General features: G+C 64.7%; 19 protein-coding genes. 5 read left to right on the top strand and 14 right to left on the bottom strand.

Annotated elements, in window-relative coordinates; translation table 11 throughout:
* Positions 1-93: 93 nt before the first annotated feature.
* From SR882_RS07015 to SR882_RS07030, 4 genes are all read right to left on the bottom strand, one after another.
* Positions 94-540 carry an REP-associated tyrosine transposase gene (locus tag SR882_RS07015; RefSeq protein ID WP_322520542.1) on the bottom strand — a complete coding sequence of 149 codons (447 nt, stop codon included), beginning with the start codon at positions 538-540 and terminating at the stop codon, positions 94-96.
* A gap of 87 nt (positions 541-627) precedes the next feature.
* Complete coding sequence (locus tag SR882_RS07020) at positions 628-1,368, bottom strand: 3'-5' exonuclease (RefSeq protein ID WP_322520543.1); 741 nt, start codon at positions 1,366-1,368, stop codon at positions 628-630.
* Positions 1,349-3,247, bottom strand: coding sequence for a DUF294 nucleotidyltransferase-like domain-containing protein (locus tag SR882_RS07025; RefSeq protein WP_322520544.1), 1,899 nt, complete (start codon positions 3,245-3,247; stop codon positions 1,349-1,351). Before SR882_RS07025 ends, SR882_RS07020 begins: the two co-directional genes overlap by 20 nt.
* An 82-nt stretch (positions 3,248-3,329) precedes the next feature.
* On the bottom strand, positions 3,330-4,337 hold the full coding sequence (locus SR882_RS07030; protein ID WP_322520545.1) for an NAD-dependent epimerase: 1,008 nt from the start codon (positions 4,335-4,337) through the stop codon (positions 3,330-3,332).
* Positions 4,338-4,973: 636 nt separating this feature from the next.
* Between SR882_RS07030 and SR882_RS07035 the strand changes: the two genes are divergently transcribed.
* From SR882_RS07035 to SR882_RS07055, 5 genes are all read left to right on the top strand, one after another.
* Entirely contained in the window at positions 4,974-7,847 is a 2,874-nt protein-coding gene (locus SR882_RS07035) for a ribonucleoside-diphosphate reductase subunit alpha (RefSeq protein WP_322520546.1), read from the top strand.
* 122 nt (positions 7,848-7,969) lie between these two features.
* Positions 7,970-9,172, top strand: coding sequence for a ribonucleotide-diphosphate reductase subunit beta (locus SR882_RS07040; protein ID WP_322520547.1), 1,203 nt, complete (start codon positions 7,970-7,972; stop codon positions 9,170-9,172).
* A gap of 130 nt (positions 9,173-9,302) precedes the next feature.
* Positions 9,303-9,965, top strand: a complete 663-nt coding sequence (locus SR882_RS07045) for an FRG domain-containing protein (protein ID WP_322520548.1) — start codon at positions 9,303-9,305, stop codon at positions 9,963-9,965.
* A 952-nt stretch (positions 9,966-10,917) separates the two neighbouring features.
* Entirely contained in the window at positions 10,918-12,108 is a 1,191-nt protein-coding gene (locus SR882_RS07050; protein WP_322520549.1) for a hypothetical protein, read from the top strand.
* Between the two features lie 1,205 nt (positions 12,109-13,313).
* On the top strand, positions 13,314-15,032 hold the full coding sequence (locus SR882_RS07055) for a BCCT family transporter (protein ID WP_322520550.1): 1,719 nt from the start codon (positions 13,314-13,316) through the stop codon (positions 15,030-15,032).
* Positions 15,033-15,124: 92 nt separating this feature from the next.
* Here SR882_RS07055 and SR882_RS07060 read toward each other — a convergent pair whose 3' ends face one another.
* The 10 genes from SR882_RS07060 to SR882_RS07105 all read right to left on the bottom strand — a co-directional run bounded on the left by SR882_RS07060 (position 15,125) and on the right by SR882_RS07105 (position 26,898).
* Entirely contained in the window at positions 15,125-17,803 is a 2,679-nt protein-coding gene (locus SR882_RS07060; protein WP_322520551.1) for a PAS domain S-box protein, read from the bottom strand.
* On the bottom strand, positions 17,800-18,759 hold the full coding sequence (locus SR882_RS07065; protein ID WP_322520552.1) for an ABC transporter substrate-binding protein: 960 nt from the start codon (positions 18,757-18,759) through the stop codon (positions 17,800-17,802). Before SR882_RS07065 ends, SR882_RS07060 begins: the two co-directional genes overlap by 4 nt.
* A 267-nt stretch (positions 18,760-19,026) precedes the next feature.
* A complete protein-coding gene (locus SR882_RS07070; RefSeq protein WP_322520553.1) occupies positions 19,027-19,680 on the bottom strand; it encodes a rhodanese-like domain-containing protein in 654 nt (217 codons plus the stop codon).
* A 78-nt stretch (positions 19,681-19,758) separates the two neighbouring features.
* Positions 19,759-21,108: a UDP-glucose dehydrogenase family protein gene (locus SR882_RS07075; protein ID WP_322520554.1), complete on the bottom strand. Its 1,350-nt coding sequence runs from the start codon at positions 21,106-21,108 to the stop codon at positions 19,759-19,761.
* Positions 21,105-21,668 (bottom strand): ribosome biogenesis factor YjgA, encoded by a 564-nt coding sequence (gene yjgA, locus SR882_RS07080; RefSeq protein WP_322520555.1) that lies wholly within the window; start codon positions 21,666-21,668, stop codon positions 21,105-21,107. Before yjgA ends, SR882_RS07075 begins: the two co-directional genes overlap by 4 nt.
* 143 nt (positions 21,669-21,811) lie before the next feature.
* Complete coding sequence (locus SR882_RS07085; RefSeq protein WP_322520556.1) at positions 21,812-22,300, bottom strand: TspO/MBR family protein; 489 nt, start codon at positions 22,298-22,300, stop codon at positions 21,812-21,814.
* Positions 22,301-22,394: 94 nt separating this feature from the next.
* Positions 22,395-23,537: a tRNA pseudouridine(13) synthase TruD gene (gene truD, locus SR882_RS07090; RefSeq protein ID WP_322520557.1), complete on the bottom strand. Its 1,143-nt coding sequence runs from the start codon at positions 23,535-23,537 to the stop codon at positions 22,395-22,397.
* Positions 23,530-24,573, bottom strand: coding sequence for a dihydroorotase (gene pyrC, locus SR882_RS07095; RefSeq protein ID WP_322520558.1), 1,044 nt, complete (start codon positions 24,571-24,573; stop codon positions 23,530-23,532). The genes truD and pyrC overlap by 8 nt, the downstream gene beginning before the upstream one ends.
* Positions 24,574-24,633: 60 nt before the next feature.
* Complete coding sequence (locus SR882_RS07100) at positions 24,634-25,128, bottom strand: DsrE family protein (RefSeq protein WP_322520559.1); 495 nt, start codon at positions 25,126-25,128, stop codon at positions 24,634-24,636.
* A 162-nt stretch (positions 25,129-25,290) separates the two neighbouring features.
* Positions 25,291-26,898, bottom strand: coding sequence for an ArnT family glycosyltransferase (locus tag SR882_RS07105; RefSeq protein ID WP_322520560.1), 1,608 nt, complete (start codon positions 26,896-26,898; stop codon positions 25,291-25,293).
* Positions 26,899-26,942 lie beyond the last annotated feature (44 nt).

Below are 26,942 nucleotides of genomic sequence, written 5' to 3' on the forward strand. Positions count from 1 at the left end.
GTGACGCGGACGGGATGTCGGGCTGAAGCCCGACCTACGGAGTCGATTCGGTATCCATGGCTTCTGTAGGTCGGGCTTCGCCCCGACACAACTTCAAAGCCAGACCGCATCCCAATGCGGATAATCTCCAATGCGCTCCACCAGTCCCGCCCGCACCGGGTTAGCCACGATATAGGGCGCCACGTCACGACGCGCCTGGTCCTCACGCAAGGCATGATCGTGGTAGTTCGGTTGCCAGAGTGGCCCGTGCCTGCCCAATTGCCGATTGATCCGGCGGGCACTGACGCCGCGCACCCGTTGCATGACGTCCGCCAGGCTCGATTGCCGCAGCCTGAGCAGGGCATGGAAATGATCGGGCATCACCACCCAGGCCAGCCAGTCGGCACGATCGGCGACCTCACTCTCACGGAAGGTGGTGATCAGCAGACGAGCCAGTTGCCAGTCCTTAAACGTGGGCCTCCGCCCACGGGTCACCGCCGTCACCAGATATTCCCGACCGGGCTCCGAGCATCGACCGCGACGCAAGTCGCTGTAACTCATGCACCAACCCTCCTTGGTTGATTGCGTTCCACAATAACTTTCTGCGTTTTGTCTGGATTCGCCTTGCCTGTCCCTTCCCGCCAAGGGTTAGAGCACCGACAGCAGATCCCGCACCGGCAGCCGTCCCTTGGGCGACACGCGGTCCTGGCACAGGGCCGAATGCAGTTCGGCGGTCGCCAGCGCGTCGATCAGGGCGTGGTGGGCGTGGTAGCGCGGCAGGTGGTAGCGCCCACGCAGGGCATCCAGGCGCAGCTCGCCCGGGCCGTGATGCAGGTGACGCCGCTCGAAGCCCTGGCGGGCCAGCTGCAGGGTGTCGATTACCGGGATGGCCAGCCCGGCGCCGAATTGGCGCCGGCAGGCGGCATTGAGAAAGGCGATCTCGAAGCGTGCGTTGTGCGCCACCAGCACGCGCCCGGTCAGCGCCTCGAGCACCTGCTCCAGCGCCTGGCGCTCCGGCACACCCTCGGCGGCGGCATCGTCGGTGATGCTGTGGATCACCGCGCTCTGCTCGGGGATACCGACCATCGGGTTGATCACCTCGTGGTGCGCCGTGGCCAGGTCGATGGTTGGCCCCCGCATCACCACCCACCCCACGCTCAGCAGGCGATCCTGCTTGGGATCGAGTCCGGTGGTCTCGAAATCGAGCACCAGGAAACCACCCTCGCGCCAGTCGGCATCCAGATCCGCCACGGGGCGGTCGAGGAAGTCGGCAAGGAGCGAGCCATCCGCCGCGCGCCGACGATGGTAGCGGCGGCGCATGGCGAGCCAGGTGACATGCGGAAACCAGGACAGGCGCAGGCGGGCCATCTCAGCGGGTGCCGCTGACATCAAAGTGGGCGCGTACCCAGCGCTGGTGGTCATCGACCACCCGGAAGGCATCGCGCAGGTGATCGCGCTCCAGGCCCGAGAGCTGGTCCGGGTCGAGCCGGTTGTCCAGCGGCTCACCGCGGCGGGCCTGGCGGGCCTGATGGCGGGCACGCAGCACGTAGAACAGGCGCCAGGCATCCGCCAGGCCCGCCGCGGCCTGGTCCGACATCCCCCCGGCCCGCGCGACGGCCTGCAGGCGCCGCACCGTGTGCAACTCCGGCAACCCCAGACTGACCGCCTGCAGGCGGGCGAGATCGGCAATCGGCATCAAGCCGTACCGCTTGAGATCCAGCCGCTCGTCGTGCTGCTCGTCATCGACGACCACCAGTCGGCGGAAAAAGCCCAGCGGCATGCGGATGGCCAGCGCGTTGTTGGCCAGACGGCGCTGGAAGATGGTGTTGGATTGCGCCATCGGACGCACCGCCGCCCAAAGCCGGTCGAGCAATGATTCGCGCCCGGCGACCACCCGCATGTCGAAGAAGTTGGTGGCCAGCATGATCGAGTGCGATTCCGGTTGTTCGATCCAGTCATGAAACGTTTGCGTCCAACCGATCAACGACTGACGCCAGTCCGGGGTGGTGGCCATGGTGCCGCCCGGGCAGGGTTCCAGGCCGGCCGCAGTCAGGCCGTCGGTGACAAAGCGCGCCAAGCGCTCGAACCATTCGCCATGCCGGTCCGGCTCGAAGGCGTCATCGAGTATCAGGGCATTGTCCTGGTCGGTGAAGGCGGTCTGCTCGCGCCGCCCCTGGCTGCCCAGGGCCGCCCAGGCCCAGGCGACGGGTGCCGGACCCAGGGTCTTACTCAGCTCCTGCTCGGCCAGTTCGGTCAGGCGGCGGGTCATGGCATCGGTGACCGTGACCATGGCCTCGCCCAGCGGCTCGGCCTCCGCGCCGATCGCGACCAACTGGGCTTCCAGATCCGGCAGGCGCGAGCCGACACGCGCGATGGCCTCGACGTCCGGGGCCGCCATCGCATCGCGCACCAGGTGAATCGAATGGGTGCCCTGGTGGCGCAACAGATCGGAGGTCGACAGGATGCCCACCAGCGCCCCGTCCTCGGCGAGCACCGGCAGGTGGTGGATGTTGTGCCGCGAGAACAGCAAGGACGCCTCGAAGGCCGAGCCTGTCGGGGCGACCGTGATCAGGGTCTCGGTCATGATCGCGCGCAGTGGCGAGTCGACCGACACGCCCGCGGCAAGGCAACGCCGGCGCAGGTCCCGGTCGGTGACCAGTCCCACCAACCGGTCGTCCTCGAGCAGCAACAGCGCCGAGACCTGCGCCTCGGTCATGATCTCGGCGCCCTGGCGGATGGGGGTATCCGGCGAGGCGGTGATCGGCTCGCGTCGCAACAGGGCCTCGACCGTTGCCGCCATCAGCCCCTCCGGACGACCGCCCTGGCCCAGCTCGCTCAGGGCGCGCTCGAGGCGCTCGCGCCGCGTGCGTTCGAAACGCCAGGCGAACACGGGGTGCGCCGCGAGCAGCTCCTCAAACGCCGGCAACGGCAACTGGTAGAGCAGGCTGTCCTCGACCACGGCCACGGTGGCCGCACCGCCATCGTCGTCCGCGCGGGTATCGTGTTCGGTCGCATCGGGGGCATCGAGGTACAGGTCGGTCTCGCCGAGCTTTTCGCGCAGGCGACCATCGGGTTCGCGCACGGCCAGCGCACCACTGCGCACGATCCACAGGCCGGGCTCGGCATCGGGTGGCGGGAAGGGCCGGCCACGGCGCAGGTAGCGCACCGTCAGGCGGCGCGGCAAGGCGTCGAGCACCGCGGCGGGCAGCTCGGCGAAGGCCGGCACGCCGGCGATGAAATCGCGTATTTCCCAGAGTTCCGCGGCCATCTTGGCTCCTTGCCGTCCGGGCCGCCCACCGGCGGGCCCAACGTGGCGATTCGATCAGCGGGGCGCGACGCGGGTCGGGCCCTCAGACCCCATAGTAGCCGCGATACCACTCGACGAAGCGGGCTACGCCCTCCTCGACCGGCGTACTGGGCGCGTAGCCGACGTCGGCCTTGAGGTCGTCGACGTCGGCGTAGGTGTCCGGCACGTCGCCCGGCTGCATCGGCAGCAGGTTGAGATCGGCCTTCTTGCCGGTGGCCTCCTCGATCAGCTCGATGTAGCGCAACAGCTCGACCGGCCGGTGGCTGCCGATGTTGTACACCCGCCAGGGGGCGAACGAGGTGCCCGAATCGGGCTCAGCGGCGCTCCAGTCGGCATTGGGCGTGGCGACGTGGTCGAGCGTGCGGATCACGCCCTCGACGATGTCGTCGATGTAGGTGAAGTCGCGCCGATGATGACCGTGGTTGTAGACGTCGATCGGCTTGCCTTCGAGGATGTTCTTGGTGAACTTGAACAGCGCCATATCCGGCCGGCCCCACGGACCGTAGACGGTGAAGAACCGCAGCCCCGTGGTGGGCAGGTCGTAGAGCGAGGCGTAGGTGTGCGCCATCAGCTCGTTGGCCTTCTTGGTCGCGGCATACAGCGACAGCGGGTGATCGACATTGTGATGCACCGAGAACGGCATCGCGCTGTTCGCGCCGTAGACCGAGCTCGACGAGGCGTAGACCAGGTGCGCGACTTGCGTGTGCCGACAGCCCTCGAGGATGTTGGTAAAGCCCACCAGGTTGGAATCGATGTAGGCATGCGGGTTCTCGATCGAGTAGCGCACCCCGGCCTGGGCGGCGAGATGCACCACGCGCTCGGGCCGGACGCGCTCGAACAGCGCGGCCATGCCGGCGCGGTCGGCGACGTCGAGCTTCTCGAAGGAGAAGCCGTCGCGATCGGTCAGCCGGGCCAGGCGGGCCTCCTTGAGGCTGACGTCGTAGTAGTCGTTGAGGTTGTCCAGCCCGATGACCGTGTCACCGCGGTCGAGCAACCGCGCCGACAACGTCGAGCCAATGAAACCGGCGGCGCCGGTGACCAGAATCCGCATGCCTACTCCCTTGAACTGATGGGGCGGCCCGCGCCGCGCGCGAGCTCGCCATGGCCGTGATTATGCCTGCCGCGACACCCCCCTCCAACCGGGCACGCACGCCGCCCAGAGAGGGCCGCTTCCACCCCGGCAACGGCGCGGGGTTTTGCCCTACCCCCAAGGCTGGAAGACAAAAATTTTTTTCCTCCCCGATGGTTTTGTTGATGACGACCCCGGCCGGTCGGCGGACAGCCGTGCGGGGACGCGGGGTTACCGGTTTTCCCACCGGGTTTATCCACAGGCTGTTCACCGCTTGCCCAGAACCTTCCCCCAGCCTGCCCACCAACTAATACACAGCATATAGTGGTATTGACTCCATCAGAGCACAGTATTTGCGATTTTCCCAGTTGACTTTGCTCGACCAGCGACCACAATCAAGGCCTTCGAGGGGGCAGCGATCGACCCGGTCGCCACCCCCGGATTCGCACCGGCAACGGCCCATCGGCCGGCCGGTCGACCAGACAAGGGCCGGGCTGACAGCGCGGCCCGTCGCGTTCCGGTTTGCCGGAGCGCGGGACGGACCACCATCGACACAGGGAATCGGCGACCCGCACGCAGCGGGCCTTCGAACCAGAACACAGAGGACGGACCAGCGGCATGAGCACCAGTCAAACAGTAGAAACCCCGACCCAGGCCTACCACGAGAACGCCGGCGGCGCGGCCAGCAGCATCGAGAGTGCCGTGGCCGCTCCGGGCCAGGTACGCGTGATTCGACGCAACGGCAAGCTGACCGCCTATGATCCGTCCAAGATCAAGGTCGCCATGACCAAGGCCTTCCTCGCCGTCGAGGGCGGCGGTGCGGCGGCCTCCTCGCGTGTGCACGAATCGGTCGAGTCGCTGGTCTCGCTGATCGACCAGGCGCTCAAGCGTCGCCTGCCGGGCGGCGGCACCGTCCACATCGAGGACATCCAGGACCAGGTCGAGCTGGCGCTGATGCGCGAAGGCCACCACAAGGTTGCCCGTGCCTACGTCCTCTACCGCGAGAGCCAGGCGCAGAAGCGTGCCGCCGAGATGGACGAGCAGGCCGAGGCCGCGCCGCAGACCAGCCTCAACGTGACCCGCTACGACGGCACCACCGAGCCGCTGGACACCGTTCGCCTGTCGCGCCTGGTCGACGAGGCCTGCGCCGGTTTGGAGAGCGTCGATAACCAGCGCATCGTCGACGAGACCATCCGCAACCTCTACGACGGCGTCGCCGAGCACGAGGTCAGCACCGCGCTGGTGATGAGCGCGCGCACCCTGATCGAGATCGACCCGGCCTACTCCCAGGTTGCCGCCCGCCTGCTGCTCGACTCCATGCGCACCGAGGCGCTGCGTTTCGTGCACAACCCGGTGACCGCCTGCACCCAGTCCGAGATGGCATCCATCTACCCGGCCTACTTCAAGGAATACATCAAGGTGGGCGTCGAGCATGAGCTGCTCGACCCGACCCTGCAGCAGTACGACCTCGATCGCCTCGGCCAGGCACTGGATCACGAGCGTGACCTGCAGTTCACCTATCTGGGCCTGCAGACGCTCTACGACCGTTACTTCCTGCACCAGGACGACGTGCGCTTCGAGCTGCCGCAGGCGTTCTTCATGCGCGTCGCCATGGGCCTGGCGATAAACGAGATCGACCGCGAGGAGCGCGCCGTCGAATTCTACCGCCTGCTGTCGTCGTTCGACTTCATGTCCTCGACCCCGACGCTGTTCAACTCCGGCACCCTGCGCCCGCAGCTGTCTTCCTGCTACCTGACCACCGTGCCGGACCACCTCGACGGCATCTACGGCTCGATCCGCGACAACGCCCTGCTCTCCAAGTTCGCCGGCGGTCTGGGCAACGACTGGACCCGCGTCCGGGCGCTGGGCAGCCACATCAAGGGCACCAACGGCAAGTCCCAGGGCGTCGTGCCGTTCCTCAAGGTGGCCAACGACACCGCCGTGGCGGTCAACCAGGGCGGCAAGCGCAAGGGCGCGGTCTGCGCCTACCTGGAAACCTGGCACCTGGACATCGAGGAATTCCTCGACCTGCGCAAGAACACCGGTGATGACCGTCGCCGCACCCACGACATGAACACCGCCAACTGGGTGCCGGACCTGTTCATGAAGCGGGTCGCCGAGGAAGCCGACTGGACGCTGTTCTCGCCGGCCGAGTGCCCCGACCTGCACGATCTCTCCGGCACCGCCTTCGAGAAGGCCTACACCGCCTACGAGGAGAAGGCCGAACGGGGCGAGATCAAGAACTTCCGCAAGATTCCGGCGGTCAATCTGTGGCGCCGCATGCTCTCGATGCTGTTCGAGACCGGTCACCCGTGGGTCACCTTCAAGGACCCCTGCAACCTGCGTTACACCAACCAGCACGCCGGCGTGGTACACAGCTCCAACCTCTGCACCGAGATCACCCTGCACACCAACGACTCCGAGATCGCCGTGTGCAACCTGGGCTCGGTCAACCTGGCGCAGCACACCACCGAGAACGGCATCGACGAGGAGAAGGTCCAGCGCACCATCAAGACGGCGATGCGCATGCTCGACAACGTGATCGAGTACAACTACTACTCGGTGCCGCAGGCGCGCAATTCCAACCTGCGCCACCGCCCGGTGGGCCTGGGGATCATGGGTTTCCAGGATGCGCTCTACAAGCAGAAGATCGCCTACGGCTCGGATGCGGCGGTCGAGTTCGCCGACCGCTCCATGGAGACGGTCAGCTACCACACCATCTCCGCCTCCAGTGATCTGGCCGCCGAGCGGGGTCGTTACGCGAGCTACGAGGGCTCGCTGTGGAGCCGCGGCATCCTGCCGATCGACTCGATCGAGCTGCTGGCCGAATCGCGTGGCGAGTACCTCGACATGAACACGGATCAGACCCTGGACTGGAACGCCCTGCGCAAGAAGATCAAGAAACAGGGCATGCGCAACTCCAACACCATGGCGATCGCGCCGACGGCCACCATCTCGAACATCTGCGGCGTGTCGCAGTCGATCGAGCCGACCTTCGAGAACCTGTTCGTCAAGTCGAACCTCTCGGGCGAGTTCACCGTGGTCAACCCGTACCTGGTCCGCGATCTCAAGGATCTCGGCCTGTGGGACGAGGTCATGGTCAACGATCTCAAGTACTTCGACGGCTCGGTGCAGGCGATCGACCGCGTGCCGGACGAGCTCAAGCAGCTCTACGCCACCGCCTTCGAGATCGACCCGCGCTGGCTGATCGAGGCCGGTTCGCGCCGCCAGAAGTGGATCGATCAGGCCCAGTCCCTGAACCTGTACATGGCCGAGCCCTCGGGTCCGAAGATCGACAACATGTACAAGCTCGCCTGGGTACGTGGCCTCAAGACCACCTACTACCTGCGTGCCGCCTCCAAGACGCGGATCGAGAAGACCACGATGAACAAGCTCGACGGCAAGCTGCGCGGCGTGTCCGCCGACCCGCAGGCCGCCGCCGGCCCGCAGGCCTGTTCCATCGACGATCCCGAGTGCGAGGCCTGCCAGTAAGACCGGCGATCAAGGTCGGCGCTCAAGGCGAGCCCCGCAAGGCGTACCCCGATTAATTGTGAATAGCGCCGGGCAGCCGCCCTGCCCGGCCCGGTGACCCACCGGAGAAAAAGGAGAAAGACATGCTCGATTGGAATGATCCGCTCAAGAAAGGTGACGACAACCCGCAACCGGCCGGCCAGCCGCAGCCGTCGCACGACGCGGCCAGCGTGATGCCCGCCGCCTACGACGATGGTCAGGAGCATCACTTCGACCCGTCGCTGGCCGAGGGCGCCGACCAGACCGGTCTGGGTGGCATCGAGGCCAACGCCGGTCGCGTCGACGTCTCGGAAAAGCGCATCATCAACGCCACTGCCGACGTCAACCAGCTGCTGCCGCTGAAATACCAGTGGGCCTGGGAGAAGTACCTCGCCGGCTGCAACAACCACTGGATGCCCACCGAGGTTTCCATGCAGGCGGATCTGGCCCTGTGGAAATCCAAGGACGGCCTGACCCAGGACGAGCGCAACATGGTGATGCGCAACCTCGGCTTTTTCGCCACCGCGGAGTCCCTGGTCGCCAACAACATCGTGCTTGCCGTCTACGAGCAGGTTACCAACCCCGAGTGCCGCCAGTACCTGCTGCGACAGGCGTTCGAGGAAGCGGTGCACACCCACACCTTCCAGTACATCGTCGACAGCCTCGGTCTGGCCGAGGGCGAGCTGTTCAACATGTACCGCGAGGTGCCGTCGATCACCGCCAAGGACTCCTGGGCACTGAAATACACCCAGGACCTGTCCGAAGGCACCTTCAACACCTCCACGCAGGAAGGCGCGCAGAACTTCCTGCGTGACCTGGTCGCCTTCTACGTGGTCTTCGAGGGCATGTGGTTCTACACCGGGTTTGCGCAGATCCTGTCGCTGGGCCGTCGCAACAAGATGACCGGCATCGCCGAGCAGTACCAGTACATCATGCGCGACGAGTCCATCCACCTGAACTTCGGCATCGACCTGATCAACCAGATCAAGATCGAGAACCCGGAACTGTGGGGCGAGGCCTTCCAGCACGAAGTCCACGAGATGCTGCGCGAGGCCTGCGAACTCGAAATCGACTACGCCCGCGACACCATCCCCAACGGCCTGCTCGGCCTGAACGCCGAGATGTGCGAGGAGTACATGCACTTCATCACCAACCGCCGCTGCAGCCAGATCGGCCTGGCCGAGCTCTACCCGGGGGCTACCAACCCGTTCCCGTGGATGAGCGAAGTGGTCGATCTGAAGAAGGAGAAGAACTTCTTTGAGACTCGGGTTACGGATTATCAGACTGGGGGTGCGCTGACCTGGTAAGAGCTCGGCCGGCAGCTTGAAGATGTGAGAAAACGCCCCGCTAGCAAAGCCAGCGGGGCGTCTTAATTTCCACTTCTGGTTGACTAACACGCACGGCCAGCTTTTTGACAGCGCACATTAGGGCATATTTATGAACTTACTTCCCGATTTGCTTAGGAACTTCGATCGCGGACCCACCACTATATTTAGAGGACATGCAGATTCCTCATGGCAAGCAATCCCATCCATTGGACGAAGCTTTAGTGGCGACTGGGAGAAGGTGCTCGATAAAGAAAAAGCCATATTAGAAGAGTTTAAAAATAGAAGTATTGCTTCTCTTTCAGTTACGCCAAAATCGGATATCGATTGGCTTTGCTTGATGCAACATCATGGGTGCCCGACACGTCTGCTGGACTACACGCTAAACCCTCTTATAGCTATATATTTTGCCTCAGACCCAACAATAGAGGCAGATGGAGAAGTCATAATAGCCAAATACAAACGTTCAGAAGCGAGTGTACCCAACGATGGGCTTTTTGACATAGAGTTCCCTTTTGCATATCACCCTCCTCACATCACAGAACGAATTGTTGGACAGGCTGGTTGTTTTGTATGCTCAGCGACTCCTAACCGAGAATTAGTAGGATCCGAGCAGAAAGGTATAAAGATTCCCGCCGGACACAAAATAAGACTTCGAAAAGAACTTAGCGTTCTTGGCATATCATACTCCAGTATCTTTCCCGGCTTGGACGGAATTTGCGGTGATTTAAGGGACACCATTGAAAGCGATCTTGAACTCGAGGACTTGTTTTAATTTAAATCAAATCGGAGCAGAAGAATTCGCGCTTAGGTAAAGTTTCGCACGCTCCAGAAATAGAGCGTTCATCTCTATGCCACCATGCCAAGCGCGCGAGGCACTTTCTCTTGCTTGCCCAAGAGAAAGTGCCCAAAGAGAACGGCACCCCTCGCCTTGGCCCTGCGGGCTTCCCTCCCGTCCGAGGTGCCGCGGACGGGTCGGTTCGACGCGACGTCGTGTCGCGGCGAACCTCAGCGCCACGTCCATGTGGCGCTGACCCTGCGGCACCCCGGCCGCTCGGCAAGGGCGAAGGGGATCGACGAGTCTGGTAATTCGGTGCCAAGAACAACTTGATTGGTGCTGCTTTGGGTTGGGCACGCGCTCTTGGCGCGTTTCGCGAGCGGGGCTCGCTCCCACGGGGGATCTGGTGGTTGTGGGAGCGAGCCCCGCTCGCGAAAGCCGCAGTGCGGCTGTCCTGCGTTCAGGTCGGCAACAAAGGCCGTTCTTCACCTAGGAAGGTTCGGTTAGCAATCCCCGGGGCCCCTGTGCCTTCCCTCGTCATCGCTGGCTTGCCGGGTCGGCGCCACATGGACGTGGCGCCGAGGTTCGCCGCGACAGGAGGTCGCGTCGAACCGAGCCCTACAGCAAGCCAGCGCTGACGAGGGAAGCCCGAAGGGCCAAGGCAGCGGGGTGTCCTTGTCTTTGGGCCCTTTCTATTGGACAAGCAATAGAAAGGGCCTCGGGCGTTGGCAACGCGTTACAAACGAAGTTGCCAAACCCAACAAACGCCCGAAACCCGAACCACCTCCCCCCGAAGGCATCCGGCTCCCCCAGCGACACCCCATAGGTGGCGCTTGCGCCGACATACTGCTTACCGGCATGCTTCTACGCGGGATCAGACGGCTACACAGGACGTAATCGACACTGATCTCGCCTTCAAGGACGAAAAACAGGACAAGGAGAACGTCCCATGTGGATGCTGCTCGCTGGCGTCATCGCGCTGATCGGTCTGACCGTGTACTTCTATCGCCTAAGGCGCGACGACCGCTGGAAAGCCAAACCCCTTCTCTCCAGGCGCCAACGCAAGCGCGAGCCGTTTCAGACGCCACCGGAAGGCACGCTGTACTCCTTTGCTGCCCGACCCAGTCGTAAAACCATCGAGCGGCTTGGCTACGAGAAAGCACCCGACATCCACTTGCGCGTGAAGCGCAAGCGCTGGTGGGATCGCCTTTTCAGTGCACTGGGCATCTCGGTCGCCTGCCGCAGCGATAACCCGAAGTTCGACCGCACCCTCCATCTGGTTACGGACGCAGCCCCTGTCTGCCGGGCCATGCAGACAAGCCCCAAAACACAGGCGCTCATGCTACGCCTCGCGGATTCGTGCGAACCCAACGGGGTCCGGTTCCGACAATTCGTCGTGCGTCGCGGTCAATTGTGGATCGAAGTCGTCGCCAAGAAGCGGAAGAAAGGGTCACCCCCCATGGTGCTGGCCGACACCTTCGTGCCGGATCTGCGCGAGCTTTCCGAGGCAATGGAGCAGGAGATACCGGAAACCGCACGGGGTGTCGAGGATCAAGTGAACAAAAAGGCCGCTCTGATCGGGAGCATTTGCGTTGCCCTCTTTCTAGGCGGATTCCTATTTTTTTCCCGCCAGATACTCTTCCCCATTCCAGCGCCGCTCGAGATCTGGCCCCTGGTCGAGATGGCGTTTGTTACCGCCATCGCGGTATTTGCCGCACTCGTGGTGTTCACGTTTGCCTGGATGGGTCGGACCACACGCACTCACGTCGTACTGATTGAAGTGGTTCTCACCGGCATCCTCGGCGCGGGGCTGACCAGCTACTCGGTCCTGCGCGAAGCCAATATGGCGTTCGACTCCTCATCGGGCGAACGGCATGTCGTCGAGGTACTAAAAAAAGAGATATCTCACGGCCACCGGAGCACAAGCTACTACCTCCATCTGGCCCCATGGCACGAATCGCAGGGGGACACGCAATTGGAGGTCGGCACATCGCTATTCAACGCCGTTCGCTCCGGCTACCCGCTGTTAGTCGAAGAACATCCGGGCGCACTCGGAGTCAGCTGGGTTCGCCTGATCCCACCACGTTTTCGATATGTCGATGAATCCGGAAATCCGGTATCCGAGAATACGACCCCGTAAGGTTCAAATAGCTGATAAACCAAGGATAAAGGGGTCAGAAGTATTTAAATCGCTTCTGAAATTTCGCACGCATGCTACTCACCTCACGGTGCCACGCGCGCGAGCGCACTTTCTCTTGCTTGCCCAAGAGAAAGTACCCAAAGAGAACGGCACCCCTCGCCTTGGCCCTGCGGGCTTCCCTCCCGGCCGGGCTGACGCGGACGGGTCGGTTCGACGCGACGTCCTGTCGCGGCGAACCTCGGCGCAACGGTCCAGCTACGCTTGCGCTCCGCGTTCATCGGGCATGCGGCGTGCCACTGGCACGCCGGTCCCGATTCACCCATGTTGCGCCGACCCTGCGGCACCCCGGCCGCTCGGCAAGGGCGAAGGGGCTCTCGTGGCTGATGACTCCGTGCCACATCTTTGTAGGTTGGGCTTTAGCCCAACAATCCATACGGATGAACAGTCGCCCTATCGGGCGACGTTGGACTGAAGTCCAACCTACGCGGGGCTCTGTGGGGGCGACCCCTGGCCGCGAAAGCGGCTGTCCTGTTCCCGGATTGGCAACTCAATACATTTCCCGGCAAACATGCCTCGGCCGGCACACCCGGGGCCCCTGCGCCTTGCCTCGTCGCCGCTGGGTTGCAGGGTCGGAGCGGCATGGGTGAATCGGGAACGGCGTGCCAGTGGCACGCTGCAGCCCGGTGAACGCGTAGCGGTAGCGGAGCAGGACCGCCGACCAGAGGTTCTACGCGACAGGAGGTCGCGTCGAACCGACCCGTCCGCAACCCGGCGGTGACGAGGGAAGCCCGAAGGGCCAAGGCGCCGGGGTGTCCTTGTCTTTGGGCACTTTCTATTGGACAAGCAATAGAAAGTGCCTCGGGCGTTGGCGATGAGTTACAGACGAAATTGCCAAACGCAACAAACGCCCGAAACCGTCCCACTCCCACTCAATTGGCCCACACCCTCAGCCTCAAAGCGGGACACACGCCGTCGGCGCGTTTCGCTTGCGGGGCAAGCTTCCACAGTGGGGTTGGTGAGCGTGCGGGGATGCAGCGGATTTCGCGCCTGAAGGCGCTCCTACGGTTGCCGGGGTGAGCGGGTTGGCCCGGTCTCCGTCGGGCCGACGATACCGTCGATTGATCGCCCGCCCTGCCCCAACCGCCCAAATCCGCTAAGGTGACGATCAGTCTCGACGAACCCATCCGCCGTCACGGACAGGCCCCATGAACAAGTTCCAACTCCTCTACGGCCGCCTGCTGGGCGACGTCGGCACGGTCTTCTATCTCTCGGTGATGATCATCGCCGTGTTCGTCACGGTGGCCGCGCTCTACCCCGCCGACGTCGAGCGGGTCGCCAACCAGGTGCTGGATTACACCGCGAACAAGATGGGCTGGATGTACCTGCTGGCGACCAGCGGGTTCGTGATCTTCATCCTGTTCCTGGGACTGTCGAAGTTCGGCAACATCCGGCTGGGACCGGACGACGAGCCGCCGGAGTTCAGCTTCAAGAGCTGGCTTGCCATGATCTTCTCCGGCGGCATGGGCGTGGGCCTGGTCTTCTGGGGCGTGGCCGAGCCGATGATGCACTTCAACGAGCCACCGCTGGGAATCGCCGAGCCACGCTCGGTGGACGCGGCACAGACGGGCATGCGCTATGCCTTCTTCCACTGGGGGCTGCACCAGTGGGCGAACTTCGCACTGGTGGGGCTCGCGATCGCCTACATCCGCTTTCGCCACAATGCGCGCGGCCTGATTTCCGAGACCTTCCGCCCCATGCTGGGCAGCCGCGTCGATAGCGGCTGGGGCGTGGCCATCGACACGCTGGCGGTGGTGTCGACCATCTTCGGGGTGGCCACCACGCTGGGCCTGGGTGCCCTGCAGATCAACAGCGGCATCGCGCGCTTCGAGGGGATCGAGTACGGCACCTCGACGCAGATGCTGATCATTGCCGGGCTGGGCGTGCTGTTCACGCTCTCGGCGATGACGCCGCTCAAGCACGGCATTCGCTATCTCTCGAATCTGAACATGATCCTGGCGATCGCCCTGTTCACCTACGTGATCCTGTTCGGGCCGACGGCGTTCATCTTCCAGGAGTTCACCCAGACGATGGGCGAGTACCTGGGCAATATCGTGCAGATGAGTCTCGTGACCACGCCCTACTCCAGCGAACACTGGGTCGAGCAGTGGACGATGTTCTACTGGGCGTGGGGGCTTTCCTGGGCGCCGTTCGTCGGTTCGTTCATCGCGCGGATCTCGCGCGGGCGAACGATCCGGGAGTTCGTGCTGGGCGTGATGGTCGTGCCGGTGGGCCTGAGCATGCTGTGGTTCGCCGCCTTCGGCGGCAGCGCGATTTACATGGAGCTCTACGAGGCCGCCGGCATTGCCGATGCGGTGGCCCGCGAGGTGCCCGCCGGGCTCTACACCACGCTCGAGCAACTGCCCTGGGGCACCTACGCGGGGCTGCTCGCGATCACGCTGGTGAGCGTGTTCGTGATCACCTCGGCGGATTCGGCCACCTTCGTGCTGGGCATGTTCACTTCCAAGGGCGTGCTCAACCCGACGCGCTTCGTGCGCGTGCTCTGGGGCATGCTGCAGCTGTCGATGGCGGTGGTGCTGCTGTTGAGCGGCGGGCTCGAGGGGCTGCGCACGGTGTCGATCGTCGCCGCCTTCCCCTTCATGCTGCTGATGGTGCTGATGGCCTTCGCCCTGCACCGCGACCTGACCCAGGAGTTCTGGCAACGCGAGGAAAAAGAGCGCGTGATTCGCCAGCGGATCGAGAATCTGCTGTTGCGTGAATCCGAACGCGAGGCCGAGCGTGCCGCCGCCGAGGAGGTCCACCCCTCTGCCCCGGACACGGTGCTCGGGCCGGATGAGCCGCCGCGCACCGGGCTTGGCGAGCACAGCGAGGCGCCAGACGCGGACGCGTCACCGAAGGCGAACTGACACCGGGCGGGACCGCCAGAGCCACCTCGGCCCTTGACCGGGCCGAGACCGGAAAGGCGGCCCGTCGTTGACCGTGAGGGCCGCGCCTTCGACTACGCGCTTTCGCTGTCGACCGGTGCGTAGCGGCAGGCGCGATTCCGCCCGCTTGCCTTGGCCTGGTACATGGCCTCGTCGGCCTGCTTGAGCAACATCTCGTCGTCGAGCTCGCTTGCCTGCGGGTAGAAGGTGTAGCCGATGCTCGCCGTGACCTGGATCGATTCCCCGTCGATGTGACGTTCACGGGCCGCCTTCTCGACCAGGCGGGCAATGATCGGCTCGGCATCCGTTTCGCGCTCCAGCCCACCCAGAATCATCACGAACTCGTCACCGCTGATGCGCGCGAGCGTGTCCGTCTCGCGTAGTTGGGCGCCCAGGTCCTTGGCCACCTCGACCAGGAGCTTGTCGCCCATGTCATGGCCGTGCTCGTCGTTGACGGTCTTGAAACCATCGAGATCGAGGAAGGCCAGCGCCAGGGTGCCGTGGTTGCGACGTACCGTGGCCATGGCCTGGCGCAGCCGGTCGGCCATCAGCACCCGGTTGGGCAACCCGGTCAGGGCATCGTGGTTGGCCCGATGCTCCAGCTCCTTCTGGTATTTCTTGATATCGGTGATGTCGGAGGCCAAGGCGATGTAATTGCGGGGCCGCCCCTCGGCGTCGTGCACCAGGCTGATGGTCAGGCGCTCGGCAAACAGCTCGCCGTTCTTGTGGCGATTCCACAGCTCGCCGCTCCAGTAGCCCGCCGAACGCAGGCGTGCCCGCATGTGCCGATAGAACTCGCCGTCGTGGTGGCCCGACTGCAGGAATTTCGGTGTGTGACCGATCACCTCGTCACGGCGCCAGCCGGTCATCTCGGTAAAGGCGGCATTGACGTCGATGATGCGCGCCTCGAGATCGGTGATCAGGATGGCCTCGCGGGCATGGACGAACACCGAGGCGGCCAGCTGGAGGTCCTGTTCCATCTGCTTGCGGGCCGTGATGTCCTGGTGCGTGCCCCACATGCGCAGCGGTTTTCCGTCGCTGGTCCATTCGAGGATACGGCCACGGTCGAGCACCCAGATCCAGTGGCCATCGCGATGCTGCATGCGCACCTCGACCTCGTAATAATCCCTTTCCCGACTGAAGCATGCCTCCAGCGAGCGCTCTGAATGCAACAGGTCGTCGGGGTGGGCAAAGTGCTTCCAGGTATCGATGGTGGTCGGTTCGAGTTCATGCAACTCGTAGCCGACCATTTCCGCCCAGCGGGGGTTGAAGACGGTCTCGCCGGTCTGGATGTTCCATTCCCAGGTGCCGACATTGGTCCCCTCGATCACGTTGCGCAATCGCTCCCGTTCCCGATTGAGGGCCTCCTCGGCCCGTTCGCGCTCGGTGATGTCGTGGACGATCACGAACATGCGCCCGCCCTGGGGATGGTCGTTCATGGGCGTGACGTGCACCTCGACCCGACGCTCCTCGCCGGAACGCAGGCGATGCGTGTGCAGGTGACATTGGCCGCCGGCCACGCCGCCGTTGCTGAACTCGTCGAACTGCTGGCAACGGTGAGCCCAGAGCCGGTCAACGGGCTGGCCGATCAACTCCTCGCGTGACCAGCCATAAAATGCCGCCGCGGCGTCATTGGCGTCCAGGATCTCGCCCTTCTCGAAGTCGAGCAGCAGGAGTACCGACGCATTGTCTTCAAAGAAACGCCGAAACCGCTCCTCACTCCGCCGCACGGCCAGGTGGCGCAACAGCAGCGCAAGCGACAACCCGGCGATCAGGAGGACCGACACACCCAGCACCATGATGAGGACGCGGTGCTGCGTCCAGATATCGGTCAACGTGATCTCGGGCGGGGTGTCGAACGGCGGCAGGCCGAGACGACGGCTGAGCTCCTCGACCGGCGCGTAGTCGCCCGGCGGGCCGAAACCGGCGATCCCCGCGAGCATCGAGGCCGGATCACTGGTATCGAGCGAGAACAGCGCCGCCCCGATCCGGCGTTCCAGGTCGGCGCCCATGTGCTGCATGGTCACCATGGGCCATTCGGGGTACAGCCGGGTGGAGACCGCGAACGGATAGCTGCCCACCGACTGCGGATTGACCACCCGCAGGTTGTCGATATGCGACGCCCCCAGCCCGCGCAGGTTCTCGAGCACGCCGGTCCGGATAAAACCGACGTCGACCTTGCCGGTCAACACCGCCTCGATTACCGCGTCGTGGGTGCCGACGAAACGAAAGCTTGCCGTCTCGCGCAGGTCCACGCCGGCATCGAATACCTCGTACAGCGGGGCACGGTATCCCCCCAGGAATTCGGTACCCGGCGCGGCGATCGTCTTTCCCGCGAGGTCCTTGAGCGCCTCGATCCCGGTCTCGCCCTTGCGCGTGATGATCACGCCCCCGAGGCTGCGGGTGGTGGTGCCCTGATGACGCGCGACCAGGGTGGCCAACACCCCGGAGAGCGTGTTCTCCGACCGAACCATCACGTAATGGGTCGGGTTGGTCAGCAGCAGGTCGACCTGATTGCGCCGGATAGCATGGTCGAGCTGATCGGGCGGCAGCACCTTGAGGCGGAAGGTCACGCCCGAGATGTTGTCGTTGAGGTAGTCGACCAGGGGTTGGAAACGCTGCTCCATGATGGGTGCCGGGCGCATGCCGAATACGCCCACCAGCACCTCGTTCTCGGACATCAGCGCCTGTGCCCCGCCGGTCCAGAGGAGCAACGCAAGCAGCGACCAGGCGATTGGCAGGCGCCGCCTCACGGGGTCTCCTCGCGCGGCAGGTAGTCGGCCGTCACCCAGTGGTCGATGGCGGCCATTGAAGGCGGCGGCTCACCGTTGGACAGCCGTGAATGGAGGGAGCGTATGGCATCAAACAGCCGCGAGTTTCGCGACAGGTAACGGCGGTTGGCCTCGAGCCCCGGCAGAAGAACCCCGGCGATCGACCAGGTGACGGTTCGCTCGTCGATTTGCTGGGCGTCCGCGATTCGGTAGACGGCATCCTGACGATTCGTGCGCAGGTGATGCAGCCCGCGGAAATGCGCACGGATCAGGTCGGTCAGCACCTGGTCGACCTGACCGATGCGGTCGCGACGGACGGCGAGCACGTCGAAGATCAGGTCGGGAAAGTCGCGACTGTCGATCAACCGTTCGGCGCCCGCGGTCTGCAACTGCGAGGCGGTCGGCTCGTAGGTCACCACCGCATCCACTTCGCCACCCCGCCAGGCGTTCAGGTGCTGGGTAGCGGGGCGATCGACAATGGTGACGTCATCCCAGTCGAGTTCGGCCCGGGCGAGCACGCGATCCAGCAACGTCTCGCCGACCCCGTCCACCTCGACCGCGATGCGCTTGCCGGCCAGGTCGGCGAGCGAATCAATGCCCTCGCCCACCAGCAATACGTCGCCCCCCGAGGAGACATCGAATACCAGCACCACCACGAGATCGAGACCAGCACGTCGTGCGCGAATCACCTCGTCGAGGGTCAGGGTGGCCGCATCGATCTCGCCCCGCTGCAAGGCTTCAAGCGACAGGCTCGCCGACCCCAGCCGGGTAAGCGAGACCGTCGCCGGCAACCAGTCGAACTGCGAGGCGAGCATCAGCGTCTCGTAGCCAATCCAGGGATGGTAGGCAACGCGGATGGACTGGTCGGGTGTGAGGCACCCTCCCGCGAGCGCGGCGCCGGCCAGCGGGGCGAACATCAGAAAGCGGCGTCGTTGCATGTGCTGCGTCGTGTGCTGATCATTCCGTTGTGGCGACTCGATCCCGCCGTTCCCACCGTCAAGCACGCCGCATTCTGTCGGCGTCGTCACTTGTCATGGCCGTTGGGCACAAGCTATCCAAAATCGAGGCAAAAGGCCACATCCGCGCCGGTTTTTTATCTTCCCACCCATATATTTTTCATCGTTGGCTATCAACGGCCTATCGAAACGAAAAACGACCGGCACCTGGCCGGTCGTCATATGGCGGACGAGGATGGGAAAGACGGGTCAGGAAGGATCCACCGTCGTCAGGCCCAGGGTGTGCCACAGCTGCATGCCGCCCCGGTACCAGTAGATCTTGTCGGCCGGGTAGCCCAGCGCCACCAGCGCCTTGATATTGGTGGGCGACTGACCGCACCAGGGGCCATTGCAGAACAGCACCAGCTTCTTGGCCTGGCGAAAATCGAACAGACCGCCGTCCTTCTTCACGCCGAATTCGTCGAGCAGCAATGTCTCGGCCACGAACGGATCGAAGGTGGACGACCCCGGATAGAGCTTGGTCCAGGGGATATTGACCGCGCTGGGAATGGTGCCCTTGTTGAACCAGTCCGGGGTGCGCGAATCGATCAGCAGGAACTCGTCTTTCTCCATGGCCCGATCGGCGAGCATGTTGAGCAGCTCGATCTCGCCAATCGTGTGCACCCCCGGCAGCAGCTGGATGGGCTGCACGCAGAACGGTGGGCATTCCCGACTCGTCTGTTGGTAGTCCTCGGCGATGCGGTTGTCGGGATCCTGGTTCCGCTTGATCTCGACCTTTTCGTCTTCGTGCATCACGGTGACGGATTCGAGCTCCGGCGTGACCTTGACCTTCATTTCCTCGGCGCCGGCCACGCCGGCGGCCGCGAGCAAGGTCGCCCCGATCATCCAGGCTGACTGTTTCATGACACGCCTCCCTTGGTTCTTGTTTGAATCCAACCGGAGTCTAGGCCGCGTTTGTCATCCCTGCAGGCGGATGAACGGCTAGGTGTCGCCGCGCACCGTCTCGCCGCGACCGATGCCGTAGTAGTGCCAACCGGCCGCCTTGAGCCGTTCGGGATCGTAGAGATTGCGCCCATCGATGATCAGCGGTTCGGCCAGCGATTCGCGCATCAGATCGAAGTCCGGCGCGCGGAAGGCCTTCCACTCGGTGCAGATCACCAGGGCATCCGCGCCCTTGAGGGCGGCATCGCGGGTGCCGACCAGGGAGAGGTCGTCACGGTGGCCGTAGATGCGCTGGGTTTCCTCCATCGCCTCCGGGTCGAAGGCCTGCACGCGTGCACCGGCGGCCCACAGCGACTCCATCAGCGTGCGTGACGGCGCCTCGCGCATGTCGTCGGTGTTGGGTTTGAAGGCCAGCCCCCACAGGGCGAAGGTCTTGCCGGCCAGCGCCTCGACGCTGCCGTAATGGGCGACCAGCATCTCGAACGGGCGGTGTTTCTGGCGGCGGTTGACCGCCTCGACCGCATCGAGCAGCAGCGGCTCATGGTCGACCGAATGGGCGATCCGCGAGAGGGCCTGCACGTCCTTGGGAAAGCACGAGCCGCCATAGCCGCAGCCCGGGTAGATGAAGTGGTAACCGATGCGCGGGTCCGAGCCGATCCCGAGGCGAACGTGCTCGATATCCGCCCCGAGGCGCTCGGCCAGGCTGGCCAGCTCGTTCATGAAGCTGATCTTGGTCGCCAGCATGGCGTTGGCGGCGTACTTGGTCAGCTCGGCCGAGCGCAGGTCCATCACGATCACGCGGTCGTGATTGCGGTTGAAGGGCGCGTAGAGCTCGCGCATCACCGCCTCGCTGTGCGGGTCGCTGGTGCCGACGATGATGCGGTCGGGCTTCATGAAGTCGTTGACCGCCGCCCCCTCCTTGAGGAATTCCGGGTTGGAGACGACATCGAAGGCGAAATCCACCCCGCGGCGTGCCAGTGTCTCGGCAACCACCTCGCGCACCTGGTCACCGGTACCTACGGGCACGGTCGACTTGTCGATGATGATCTTGGGCGCGTCCATGTGCTCGGCGATGGTGGCCGCCACGGCGCGCACGTATTGAAGGTCGGCCGAACCGTCCTCGTCCGGCGGCGTGCCGACGGCAATGAATTGCAGTTCACCGAAGGCCACGCCCTCGGCCGCGTCGGTGGTGAAGTGCAACCGGCCCTGGTCGTGGTTCTCGCGTACGATCGGCTCGAGACCGGGCTCGTAGATCGGGATCACGCCGTCGTTCAGGCGCGCGATCTTGTCGGGGTCGACATCGACGCAGGTGACCTCGTGACCCACCTCGGCGAGACAGGCGCCGGTGACCAGGCCGACGTAGCCGGTGCCAAAAATCGTGACCTTCATTCGTCGTTCATTCCTTGTTCGTTCATCTCGCCGGCGGCCTCGATCACGGCACGCACCTCGAGAAACAATGCCCGGCTGGCCTTGCCGTATTCCTCGCGCGCGGATTCCGCCCGGGCGCCGCGTTGCAATTGACGCAAGTGCTGGACGTCCACGGCCGGGTAGCTGTCCACGAACCGGGTGATTGCCGCCAGATCCTCGATCAGCGCATCCCGCCAGGCCTCGGCCTGCATCTGCCGGCGCTGGTTTTCCGGCGAATTCGGATCGAGCCGGTTAAGCGCTACCTCGATGGCCTCGACATCCTCTTCGCGCATCAGGCGACCGATGTACTGACGCTGGCGCTTGGCCGCCCCGCGCGAGCGCGTCGCCTTGAGCTTCTCGATGCCATCGCGCAGCCGGTCGGTGATCGGCAGGCGATCCAGGGCATCGGCATCCAGTTCGGCCAGGCTGACGCCCAGGTCCTGGGCGGCATGCGCCTCGCGCTTGACCTGGGACTTGCTCGGGCCGAGGTCTTCCTCGTCGTGCGCCTCCGACGAATCGGGCGGCAGGTTGTGCTCGGACATGGTCGCTCCCGGGTGTGGCCCCGTTGATAGCCCCGTTGGTGGCCGATGGGTGCCACTGTGGACGTCAAAGCCGGGATTCTACCCAATTCTGCCCGTCGGGCGTCGCGAGACGACCAATGCACGACCAATGAACAGGCTGATGGTCAGCCGTGACGCGGTGATGACTCGAACGGATTGAGCTTCCAGATGCGCGCGTTGAGCAGCGCGGCGAAGGCCACCCAGAACCAGTAGGGAATCAGGAGTGCGGCGGCAAGGCTGCTGACCTGGGCGAACAACACGACGGTGAGACTGAGCACCATCCACAGCAGCAGGATGTCCACCAATCCCGCCACGATGCGCCGGCGACCGAAGAACAACCACGACCAGGCGGCGTTGAACACGAGTTGCAGCCCATAGAGGATCAGGCCGGCGGTGCGAGCGGTCGACTCGTCGGCCATGAACACGCGCCAGGCGGCGATGGCCATCAGCAGATAGAGCAGCGCCCAGGCGATGGGAAAGACCTTGTCCGGCGGCGTCCAGCCGGGCTTGGCCAGGGATCGATACCAGCCATCGGGACGAAAGATGCCGCCGGTCAGGGCCGTCAGCGCCACCAGAACGATGGACCCCATCAGGACCGCGATCGATTCAACCATCGGAAACTCTCCTCACGTGTCGGACTGCAGAGAGCCTAGTCGGGCGGGCCGCGAGATGCTGCCGGCAGCGCCACGCCGCCGCGCCGTTACTTCGTCACCATGGCGTCACCTTGGCGGCAAACAGTTCGGCCACCAGCTCGGTGGCGTAGCTGCCGGGCGGCAGGGAAAAGGCCAGTTCGACCCGATCGCCCTCGACGCGATAGTCGAGATCGGGCACCCGGACCGCCAGGGGGCGGCGGTCGGCGGCAACCCGCCAGTCGGCGAGCCAACGCCGCCAGATCTCCTCACCGAAGCGCGTCAGCATTTCGTCGGCCAGGGCCGTCTCACGCTCGGCGACCGCGCCTTCGGCCTGGGACAGCCCCTCGCCCCACAGTGGCCCGGTGGGGGTGACATCCCCCTGTTCGAGGCGCGCCTGCAGGGCATCGAGCTCGTCGGGCTCGGCCAGGAACCGACTGCGCGAACCGGCCAGCTGCAAGAGATCACCGGGTTCGACGCGGTCAACGGTGCCGGCCATGAGGCGCTCGGCGAGCACGTGATCGAAGATCGACGAGCGCAGGGTGGAAAGCAGCCAGTTGCGGGCCTGGCGCTTGGGGCGTCCGGTCCGGATGCCCTGGCCCCACTCGACCAACCCGCGCAGGTTGCCGAACTGGCGACCGTAGCGCTGTTCGCCGAAGTAGTTGGCCATGCCACGCGATGCCAGGCCCGGGGCGCGTTGCGCGAGATAGGCCGACAGATCGCCGTCCGTGTCCGCGTCGACGGACTCGACGTGGTCGAGCTGCAAGCGAAACCGGTTGCCACGATGGGTGCCGCGACGCAGCTTGCGGTCGTGGCGATCGATCTCGAGCAGGCCGACACCCGCCTCCTGGCAGGCGCGCTCGAATGCCTCGGGGTCGAAGGACTCGTGCGGGATGCTCAGCCACTGGGTGGTGATCGCCTGACGGTCCTTGAGACCGGAAAAGCCGATGTCGCGGGCCCGTGTGCCCGTCACCTTCGCCATCCAGTCGACCAGCGCGCCGGTGGTCATCTCGCGCTTTTCCAGCCGCAACAACCAGTGATTGCCGGCCCCGCTGGGTGCAAAGCCCAGGTCCTCGTCGACCCGGAACGATTCGGGCGTCTGCTTGATCGCCGCCTGCCACAACGGCGGACCCGACAGGCGCGGGCGCGCCGAGCCCGGCGATCCCGACCAGTCGAGAGGTGGCTGAACAACGGGGTCAGGGGTGCTCGTGGGATCAGTCATCGACAAGCGAGGCCGTCCACTCGATCGTCTCGCCGCTCAAGAACGGCACCACCACGTCACCGCCGCAGTCGAACGGCGCCGGCACGACCTGGACCTTTCGCTCCAGCCGCAGGCGGCGCTCGTTGGCCGGCAAGCCGTAGAAGCGCGGACCGTTGAGACTGGTGAAGGCTTCCAGGCGGTCGAGCGCACCCAGCTGGTCGAACACCTGGGCGTAGAGCTCGGTGGCCACCGGGGCGGTGAACGCCCCCGCGCAACCGCAGGCGGATTCCTTGGCGCCCTTGGGGTGCGGGGCGCTGTCGGTACCCATGAAGAACTTGCCCGACGGGTCCACCGCCGCTTCCAGCAGTGCCTCGCGGTGCTTCTCGCGCTTGAGGATCGGCAGGCAGTAGTAGTGCGGGCGAATCCCGCCGGCCAGCATGGCATTGCGGTTGAACATCAGGTGATGCGCGGTGATGGTCGCCCCGAGGCGTTCGCCCTGGGAGCGCACGAAGGCGACCGCCTGGGCGGTGGTGATGTGCTCCATCACCACCCGCAGGTTCGGGTAGCGCTCGAGCATGGGCGCGAGCACCCGCTCGATGAACACCGCCTCACGATCGAAGATGTCCACCGCCGGATCGACCACCTCGCCGTGCACGCACAGCGGCAGCCCGGTGCGCTCGAGCGCTGCAAGCACCGACTCGATCGCCAGCGGATCGGTCACCCCGTTCTCGGAATTGGTGGTCGCCCCGGCCGGGTAGAGCTTCACGGCGTGGATGTGCGGATCGGCCGCGGCCTGCTCGATCTCGTTGGCCGTGGTGCGGTCGGTGAGATAGAGCGTCATCAAGGGCTGGAAATCACGGTCCGGCCCCACGGCGGCCAGGATGCGATCCCGGTAGGCCCGGGCCTCGGCCACGCTGGTCACCGGCGGCACCAGGTTGGGCATGATGATCGCCCGAGCGCACTGTCGGGCCGACAAGCCGGCGACCGCGTCGAGCATGGCACCGTCGCGCAGGTGCAGGTGCCAGTCGTCCGGCTGGCGAATAATCAGTTCATCCACAGACAATCCTTAGTGGGATCAATGGGTTTCAATCGGTAGTTCGCGTGGTTTTCGACATCGTTACCAGGCGATGTAGGCGTAGCCGTCTTCCTGGTATTCCATCAGGGCCGCGGCTCCGACCTGTTCGATGCGGGCGAAATCCCGGATGTCATCCGCGCTGTAGCCGACGGTATCCATGGTGTTGCCACAGGCAATCCACTCGACGTCGTAGTTCTTGGCGAACCCCTCGACGCGGGCGTAGATCTCCTCGTCCACTTCGCGCATGGGTTCCTTGGCAAGGATGTGGATGCCCTTGGCGAAGCAGGCCACGGCGATCTTCACGTTGCCGCCGTACTTGCCGATCATGGCGTTCATCGAGTTGAGCACGTGGGTCTGGTACTCCACGTCGCCGTGATTGAGCTGGTAGATGACCTTGTGCGCCGGCTCGTCACCCGGGAAGAACAACTCCTCGTCACCGCCGCCGTCCTGGGCATGCGCGCGGCCCAGGCCGAATACGGCGCCGACACCGGCCATGGCGGTCATGAAACGGCGTCGATTCTTGAGAAAATCCTGCATACCTCTACCTCTCTAACCAACAGGCCGCGTCGAGTGACGCCGGGCCTGTCATCGTGGGTCTGAACGGTCCGTCGATAGCGCTTCCATGGCCTTCACCTTAGGTCATGGTAGCGCATTAACGATTGGCCGTCGGGCGCCGCGCATTGTGGCGGGAGCGCGGTGTCAGTTGCTGGCTCCGACCCGCATCAGGACGTAGCCGCCCTTCGCGTACAGCACCTCCCCCGGCGTGCGCTCGGCGCGTTCGCTGCGGGTCAATAACAGATCCCCTTCGCGCACCTCGCGCCGCTCGACCACCTGTTGGGCGTAGACACCGAAGCTCGGCACGTTCATGTCCCGCATGACCAGCGGCCCCGGCAGGTCACGCGCCATCATCCCCGCGTCGCGTACCGGCCCCTGCTGCATCTGGCCGACGGCGTTGAGTACCAGCGCATTGACCACCAGTGAACAGGACAGGGCGACCGGGATCATCACCTTGGGCAGCGACCACTGTCGCGCGAAACCGGCGGCCATCACCAGCAGCAACGTGCCGCCGACGATCAGGTACCACGACATCCCGAAGAATCGATCACGCTCGGCCAGCATGTCCTGCACGTAGGACGGCTTGATCTGGTCGAAATTCACCTCGATCAGCCAGGGCAACAGCAGCACGAACAGCAGGAACAGCGCCGGCGGCACCAGGTGCAACCAGCGATTGCGGATGTGCGGCAGGTGGGAGGCCATCACCAGCATCAGGCCCACCAGGCCGTAGTTGAGGTAATGCGGCAGCTTGGTGCCGGAAAACGAGAACAGCAAAAGCGTCAGGCCAAACCAGATCCAGCCAAACCGCCGCAACGCCAGCGGCAACGAGGCCGGCTTGCCGTAGGCGCCCTGCCAGTCGCTGGGCAGGTAGCGCAACGCGGTCAGCACCGCGCCGGTGAACGGCAACAGGGCGATCAGGGTGACCAGCGGGTAATACCACAGCCCCCCGGAATGCCCCTCCATCGGCTCGTCGAAACGGCTGACGTTGTTCTTGAGGAAGAACTCGTCGATGAAATGCTGGCCGTGTTCGATCCAGACGGCCACGTACCAGGGCAGTGCCACGGCCAGGAAGATCACGATCCCCTGCCAGTCGAGCACAGCCCGCCACCAGTCACGCCCGCGCGCCGTGACCAGGTAGAAGGCGAAACTGGCCGCCGCCGGGATGACCACCGCCACCGGCCCCTTGGTGAGAAAGCCCAGCCCCATCGCCAAATAGGCCCAGCGCACCCAACGACGCTCGCCGGTCGCCCAGTGATTGAAGGTGGCGAACACCGCGCCGGTCAGGAACAAGAGCAGGACGGCATCGGAAATCGCCGCCTTGCCGACCACGGTGGTCATCAGCGAGGTGGCCGCGATCAAGCCGGCGAAAAACGCCGGCCGCGCGCCGAGATAGCGATCGGCAAAGACGTAGATCAGCCCGACCCACGCCGCCGAGGCGAGCACCGACGGCAGGCGGAAGGCCCACTCGGTAAACCCGAACAGCCCGACGGGCGCGGCCTGCAGCCAGTAGATCAGTACCGGCTTGGCGAAACGCGGCTCCTCGTTGAGGTACGGCGTCAGGAAGTCGCCGCGCTCGAACATCGCCCAGGTCGCGCCGGTAAACGCGCCCTCGTCGAGATCGAACAGCGGCAGGCTGCCAATGCCCCAGACGTAGCCGATAGCTATCGCGACGGCGAGCACGGATAGATGGACCCCACGCGAATCCAGCCAGGCAGAGGGCCGTTGGGCGGATGAATCGGGCTGGGTGGTCATGGGCATTCCGGCGGCGGTGTGATTTGTCGAGACGTCCGACCCGG

This window comes from Guyparkeria halophila (genome assembly GCF_034479635.1).
GTDB lineage: Bacteria > Pseudomonadota > Gammaproteobacteria > Halothiobacillales > Halothiobacillaceae > Guyparkeria > Guyparkeria halophila.

Excerpts from the sequence above, each read along its gene's own strand:
- SR882_RS07015 (WP_322520542.1), bottom strand. The coding sequence starts at position 540 with ATGAGTTACAGCGACTTGCGTCGCGGTCGATGCTCGGAGCCCGGTCGG.
- SR882_RS07020 (WP_322520543.1), bottom strand. The coding sequence starts at position 1,368 with ATGTCAGCGGCACCCGCTGAGATGGCCCGCCTGCGCCTGTCCTGGTTT.
- SR882_RS07025 (WP_322520544.1), bottom strand. The coding sequence starts at position 3,247 with ATGGCCGCGGAACTCTGGGAAATACGCGATTTCATCGCCGGCGTGCCG.
- SR882_RS07030 (WP_322520545.1), bottom strand. The coding sequence starts at position 4,337 with ATGCGGATTCTGGTCACCGGCGCCGCCGGTTTCATTGGCTCGACGTTG.
- SR882_RS07035 (WP_322520546.1), top strand. The coding sequence starts at position 4,974 with ATGAGCACCAGTCAAACAGTAGAAACCCCGACCCAGGCCTACCACGAG.
- SR882_RS07040 (WP_322520547.1), top strand. The coding sequence starts at position 7,970 with ATGCTCGATTGGAATGATCCGCTCAAGAAAGGTGACGACAACCCGCAA.
- SR882_RS07045 (WP_322520548.1), top strand. The coding sequence starts at position 9,303 with ATGAACTTACTTCCCGATTTGCTTAGGAACTTCGATCGCGGACCCACC.
- SR882_RS07050 (WP_322520549.1), top strand. The coding sequence starts at position 10,918 with ATGTGGATGCTGCTCGCTGGCGTCATCGCGCTGATCGGTCTGACCGTG.
- SR882_RS07055 (WP_322520550.1), top strand. The coding sequence starts at position 13,314 with ATGAACAAGTTCCAACTCCTCTACGGCCGCCTGCTGGGCGACGTCGGC.
- SR882_RS07065 (WP_322520552.1), bottom strand. The coding sequence starts at position 18,759 with ATGCAACGACGCCGCTTTCTGATGTTCGCCCCGCTGGCCGGCGCCGCG.
- SR882_RS07070 (WP_322520553.1), bottom strand. The coding sequence starts at position 19,680 with ATGAAACAGTCAGCCTGGATGATCGGGGCGACCTTGCTCGCGGCCGCC.
- SR882_RS07075 (WP_322520554.1), bottom strand. The coding sequence starts at position 21,108 with ATGAAGGTCACGATTTTTGGCACCGGCTACGTCGGCCTGGTCACCGGC.
- yjgA (WP_322520555.1), bottom strand. The coding sequence starts at position 21,668 with ATGTCCGAGCACAACCTGCCGCCCGATTCGTCGGAGGCGCACGACGAG.
- SR882_RS07085 (WP_322520556.1), bottom strand. The coding sequence starts at position 22,300 with ATGGTTGAATCGATCGCGGTCCTGATGGGGTCCATCGTTCTGGTGGCG.
- truD (WP_322520557.1), bottom strand. The coding sequence starts at position 23,537 with ATGACTGATCCCACGAGCACCCCTGACCCCGTTGTTCAGCCACCTCTC.
- SR882_RS07100 (WP_322520559.1), bottom strand. The coding sequence starts at position 25,128 with ATGCAGGATTTTCTCAAGAATCGACGCCGTTTCATGACCGCCATGGCC.
- SR882_RS07105 (WP_322520560.1), bottom strand. The coding sequence starts at position 26,898 with ATGACCACCCAGCCCGATTCATCCGCCCAACGGCCCTCTGCCTGGCTG.